At 73.2% G+C, this 4,871-nt stretch carries 5 protein-coding genes; 3 read left to right on the top strand and 2 right to left on the bottom strand.

Annotated features, from left to right (window positions below; genetic code table 11):
- The 3 genes from DQW06_RS01655 to DQW06_RS01645 form a co-directional block, all read left to right on the top strand.
- Positions 1-1,548: DEAD/DEAH box helicase (locus DQW06_RS01655; RefSeq protein WP_198662357.1), on the top strand; the 1,548-nt coding region annotated here is incomplete at its 5' end.
- Entirely contained in the window at positions 1,545-2,279 is a 735-nt protein-coding gene (locus tag DQW06_RS01650; protein WP_013153309.1) for a hypothetical protein, read from the top strand. The genes DQW06_RS01655 and DQW06_RS01650, both read left to right, overlap by 4 nt.
- 122 nt (positions 2,280-2,401) lie before the next feature.
- The gene (locus DQW06_RS01645) at positions 2,402-3,238 is read left to right on the top strand and encodes an SAM-dependent methyltransferase (RefSeq protein ID WP_013153310.1); all 837 of its coding nucleotides are present in this window, start codon (positions 2,402-2,404) and stop codon (positions 3,236-3,238) included.
- 149 nt (positions 3,239-3,387) lie between these two features.
- Here the strand turns inward: DQW06_RS01645 and DQW06_RS01640 are convergent, their stop codons facing one another.
- Positions 3,388-3,720 carry a carboxymuconolactone decarboxylase family protein gene (locus DQW06_RS01640; RefSeq protein WP_232238462.1) on the bottom strand — a complete coding sequence of 111 codons (333 nt, stop codon included), beginning with the start codon at positions 3,718-3,720 and terminating at the stop codon, positions 3,388-3,390.
- A 12-nt stretch (positions 3,721-3,732) separates the two neighbouring features.
- Positions 3,733-4,524 (bottom strand): 3-oxoadipate enol-lactonase, encoded by a 792-nt coding sequence (pcaD, locus tag DQW06_RS01635; RefSeq protein ID WP_013153312.1) that lies wholly within the window; start codon positions 4,522-4,524, stop codon positions 3,733-3,735.
- Positions 4,525-4,871 lie beyond the last annotated feature (347 nt).

The following is a 4,871-nucleotide window of genomic DNA, read 5'->3' as shown; positions in this document are numbered from 1 at the left end:
GCCATCGGGGTGGAGGGCACCACTCCCCTGCCGGTGGCCGACGCGGTCGCCTCCGGTCCGCTGGGCGCGCTGCTGGACGGGGGCGCCAAGGCCGAGCCTCGCCCGATGGGCACACCGTCCGGTTTCCGGGGTTCGCTGCGCCCCTACCAGGACCGGGGCGCGTCGTGGCTGCGCTTCCTGGGCGAGTTGGGCCTGGGCGCGGTCCTGGCCGACGACATGGGCCTGGGCAAGACCGTGCAGCTGCTGGCCCTGCTCACCGACGAGCGGCTGCGCGAACCCGCTCCGGGGCCGACCCTGCTGGTGTGCCCGGTCTCGCTCGTGGGCAACTGGCGTCGCGAGGCCGAGCGGTTCGCGCCCTCGCTGCGGGTGCACGTCCAGCACGGCCCGGACCGGCCCTCGGGCAACGCCCTGGCCCGCCTGGTGGGCTCGTGCGACCTGGTCGTCACCACCTACGGCGTGGTCACCCGCGACAGCGAGGAGCTGGCGGGCATGCCCTGGCACCGGGTGGTGTGCGACGAGGCTCAGGCGCTCAAGAACCACGGCACCCGGCAGGCCCGCGCGGTGCGGTCGCTGCCCGCGGCCACGCGGATCGCGCTCACCGGCACCCCGGTGGAGAACAACCTGGGCGAGCTGTGGTCGGTGATGGAGTTCGCCAACCCGGGGCTGCTGGGCACGGCGGCGGCCTTCGAGCGGGCGGTCGAGGGCGAGGAGGGGCCCGACACCGCGCTGGTGCGCCGCATGACCGGGCCGTTCGTGCTGCGCCGCCTCAAGACCGACCGGTCGATCATCGCCGACCTGCCCGAGAAGCTGGAGATGCGCACCTGGTGCACGCTCACCCCGGAACAGGCCTCGCTGTACAAGGCGGTGGTGGACGAGATGGGCGAGCGGCTGGCCGAGGCGACAGAGAAGGAGCGCAAGGGGCTGGTGCTGGCGACGATGTCGCGGCTCAAGCAGATCTGCAACCACCCGGCGCAGTTCCTGGGGGACGGCTCGGCGCTGTCGGGGCGCTCGGGCAAGCTGGAGCGGGTGGAGGCGATCCTGGCCTCGGCCGCGGCCGAGGGCGACAAGGCCCTGTGCTTCACCCAGTACGCGCGCTTCGGTGAGCGCCTGGCCCCCTACCTGCGTTCGCGTCTGGGGGTGCCGGTGCTGTGGCTGCACGGGGGCACTCCGCAGGCGGAGCGGGAGGAGATGACGCAGCGCTTCCAGGAGATGGAGGGCCCGGCGGTGTTCCTGCTCTCGCTCAAGGCCGCCGGGACGGGGCTGAACCTGACCGCGGCCAACCACGTGGTGCACGTGGACCGCTGGTGGAACCCGGCGGTGGAGAACCAGGCCACCGACCGGGCGTTCCGGATCGGCCAGCGGCGGGACGTGCAGGTGCGCAAGATGGTGTGCGTGGGCACGGTCGAGGAGCGGGTGGACGAGATGATCGAGCGCAAGAGCGCGCTGGCCGACGGCGCCGTGGCCACCGGTGAGGCGTGGCTGACCGGGTTGTCCGTCCAGGACCTGCGCGAGGTCGTGCGGTTGTCCCCGGAGGCGGTGGCCGAGTGAGCGCGTGGTCGCCGCTGTTCGCGCAGGCCCTGGGGGAGCCGGGCCCGGCCTCCGGGAACGCGCGGGTGGAGCGGCTGTCGGTGCGTCCGGGCGAGGTCACGGGACGGGTGCGCGGCCCGGGCGCGCACGAGGTGAGCCTGATCCGCACGGTGCCGCCGGAGGCCGAGTGGGAGCGCCTGTGCGCCGCGCTGGCCTCCCAGCCGGTGTTCCGCGCCCGGATCCTGGCCGGTGAGCTGCCGGTGGCGGCGGCCCGGGTGTTCTCGCTGCTGGGGTGGGATCTGGTTCCGCGCGGGTGGGACGCGCTGGTGGCGACCTGCTCCTGTGACCGGTGGGACGCCAGGTGCGCGCACCTGGTGGCGGCGGTGGCGGAGCTGGGCACCGAGGCCGACCGCGATCCGTTCGTGCTGACCCGGTGGCTGGGCCGGGAGCGGCGCGCGCTCGTGGCGCAGGTCAAAGCGTTTTCCACGGCCACCGCAAAAGGATTTTCGGGCGAATATCCGACAATCGGGAGAAATGACGGAGAAGCGGTATTGGATACCGTCGACGAACCGCCTCCCCCGGCGAACACGGCGGATCCCGGCTCGGCCGCCGCGTTCTGGTCCGCGCCGCCGCTTCCCGCCCGGCCGAGCCCCCCGGAGGGCTCCGGCGAGCGCGTCAGGGCCGCGGCTCCCGGACTCGTGGCCGATGATCTGCCCGGTTTCGGACAACCGCGAACAGGGACCGGAACGTGAGCGTATGGGGTGCCGAATACGCACTTCGAACTTTGTTGTGGAAAACTCCACAAGGACGTGGGATCACGGTTACCATTCGGCCAGAGAACTCGCCTCGTCACTTCATCGGATGGGTATCCTTCATGGCCGATCACTTCCCCCCCAACATCGACATGGAAACCCCCAGCATCGCACGCATGTACGACTACCTCCTGGGGGGTAAGGACAACTTCGAGGCCGACCGCAAGGCCTGCGAGGCACTCGCGGACGGTATCCCCGAACTGGTCGCCTTCGCCAACGACAACCGCGCCTACCTCTCGCGCGCGGTGGAGTACGTGGCGGCCCAGGGGGTGGAGCAGTTCCTCGATCTGGGGGCCGGGCTGCCCACCGCCAACAACACGCACCACGCCGCCCAGCAGGCCAACCCGCGGGCCCGGGTGGTCTACGTCGACCACGACCCCATCGTGCTCGCGCACGGCCGGGCGCTGATCAGCGACAGCGGGCAGACCTCGTTCCTGCTGGCCGACATCCGCGACACCGAGGAGATCCTGAGCTCCCCCGAGACCACCAGGCTCATCGACACCGACCTGCCCGTGTGCGTGATGCTGGTCTCGCTGCTGCACTGCATCCCCGACGACAGCGACCCCTTCGGCATGGTGCGCGCCCTCATGGACCGCCTGGCCCCGGGATCGTGTCTGATCTCCTCCCACATCGTCTCCGACGATCCGGCCTCCGCCGTGTGGATGACCGACAAGATCCTGTCCTTCGGCACCCCGTGGGGCCGGGTGCGCAGCCCCGAGGAGGCCTCGGCGGTCTTCGACGGCCTGGACCTGGCCAGCCCCTGGACCGACGGGCGCGACGGGGGCCCGCGCGCGGTGGACTGCGCCACCTGGCGCCACCCGGACATCGACCCGGTGTTCCGTCCCGCCGACCCCAAGGTCAAGCTGTGGGAGCTGGCTGGCGTGGCCTTCAAGCGCTGACCCGGCGGCCCGGCGCGACGTGGCCCGCACCCGACCGGGTGTGTCCGGGTGGAGGACCCCGGTCGGCGTCGCGCCGTGGACCTCGCGTCCCCGGGCCGGATGCGCGAGGGCGCTGGTCAGCGCACGACCCTGACCAGCGCCCCTCACCTCTACCCGTCCTGTTCGGCGAGGACCTCCCGGGCGATGCCGAGGGCCCGGTCGGCGGCGGGCACTCCGCGGTAGACGGCGGACTGGAGGAACACCCCGCCGGTCTCGTCGGGCTCCAGCCCGTTGCGCAGGGCAGTGCGCACGTGCATGGCCAGCTCGTCCCAGTGCCCGTGCGCGACCAGCGCGGTGAGCACCATGCGGCTGCGGGTGCGGCGGTCCAGGCCCGGACGGGTCCAGAACTCGCCCCAGGCGTAGCGGGTGATGAGGCCCTGGAACGGTTCGGTGAAGCCGGTCGTGCGCGCCCGGGCCCGGTCCACGTGCTCGTCGCCCGGCACGGCGCGGCACACCTACGTCCCCGCTCCGTGGCGGTCGGCGGACGCGAAGTGCTGGGCGAGCAGGGTGTTGACCTCGGCGCTGCGCTGCCAGGACAGCAGGTGCGCGGCCTCCTCCAGGACCACCAGGCGCGCGCCGGGGACGCGCTCGGCGATCAGCTCGGCGTTCCCGGCGGGCGGCGTGGAGGGGTCGTCGGCCCCGGCGACGACCAGCGTGGGCGCGCTGATCCGGTGCAGGTCCTCACGCACGTCGTGGGTCTCGATGGCCTCGCAGCAGCCCGCGTACCCCTCCGGCGCGGTGGCGGCGACCTGGTCCCGCAGCACGGCGACCTCGGCCGGGCGGTCCTCGGCGAAGGCCGGGGTGAACCAGCGCTCCACCACCGAGTCCGCCACGGCCCCGGTGCCCTCGGCGCGCACCAGCGCGGCGCGGTCCCGCCAGTTCCGGGCCGGGCCCATGTGGGGGGAGGTGGCCAGCAGGGCCAGACGGTCGATGCGTCCGGGGTGGTGGACGGCCAGCCACTGGCCGACCATGCCGCCGATGGACAGCCCCGCGTAGTGGGCGCGTTCGATGCCCAGCCGGTCCATCAGCGCGATGACGTCGCCGCCCAGGTCGGCCATGCTGTAGGGCCCCTCGGGAACGGGTGAGTCACCGTGTCCGCGGTGGTCGAAGCGGATCACCCGGAAGACGGTCGAGAGGGCCTCCACCTGCGGGTCCCACATCCGCGTGGTGGTGCCCAGGGAGCCGCCGAGCAGCAGGGGCGGCGCGTCGGCCGGTCCGCTCTCGGTGTGGTGCAGGTCAACGCTCATCGAATCCTCGTGTTCCTTCGTCGCTGTGGGTGGTTCCCGTGCGGCCGGTGTCGGCCATGGGACCGCCGCCTCCCCCGTGGTCGGCACCCGCCGCGCGCTCAGTCCGCGCGACCGGTGCCGTCCCCGGGGCCGGTGTCGGCCGCCTCGCCGGTCCTACCCGATCCTGCGCGGGTGACCCGGTCGGTGAACACCGAGGCCGAGCCCAGGTACCGGGCCGTGCACGATGACGCGCCGGCCCGGGGCTCCCCCTCGTGCTGGCGGGCGGGGGCGTGGTCGAGACTGCCGGGCGGTCCTGGCCCAAGAGGGCGCGGTGATCCCGGTGGACGCGTGCGGGAGCGGGGTGGGCG

Origin of the sequence: Nocardiopsis sp. TNDT3 (assembly GCF_003427465.1) — a bacterium.
Classification (GTDB): domain Bacteria; phylum Actinomycetota; class Actinomycetes; order Streptosporangiales; family Streptosporangiaceae; genus Nocardiopsis; species Nocardiopsis dassonvillei.
Note: the sequence above shows the minus strand (reverse complement) of the source record. Positions and strands in the feature narration are given on the sequence as shown.

Excerpts from the sequence above, each read along its gene's own strand:
- pcaD (WP_013153312.1), bottom strand. The coding sequence starts at position 4,524 with ATGAGCGTTGACCTGCACCACACCGAGAGCGGACCGGCCGACGCGCCG.
- DQW06_RS01645 (WP_013153310.1), top strand. The coding sequence starts at position 2,402 with ATGGCCGATCACTTCCCCCCCAACATCGACATGGAAACCCCCAGCATC.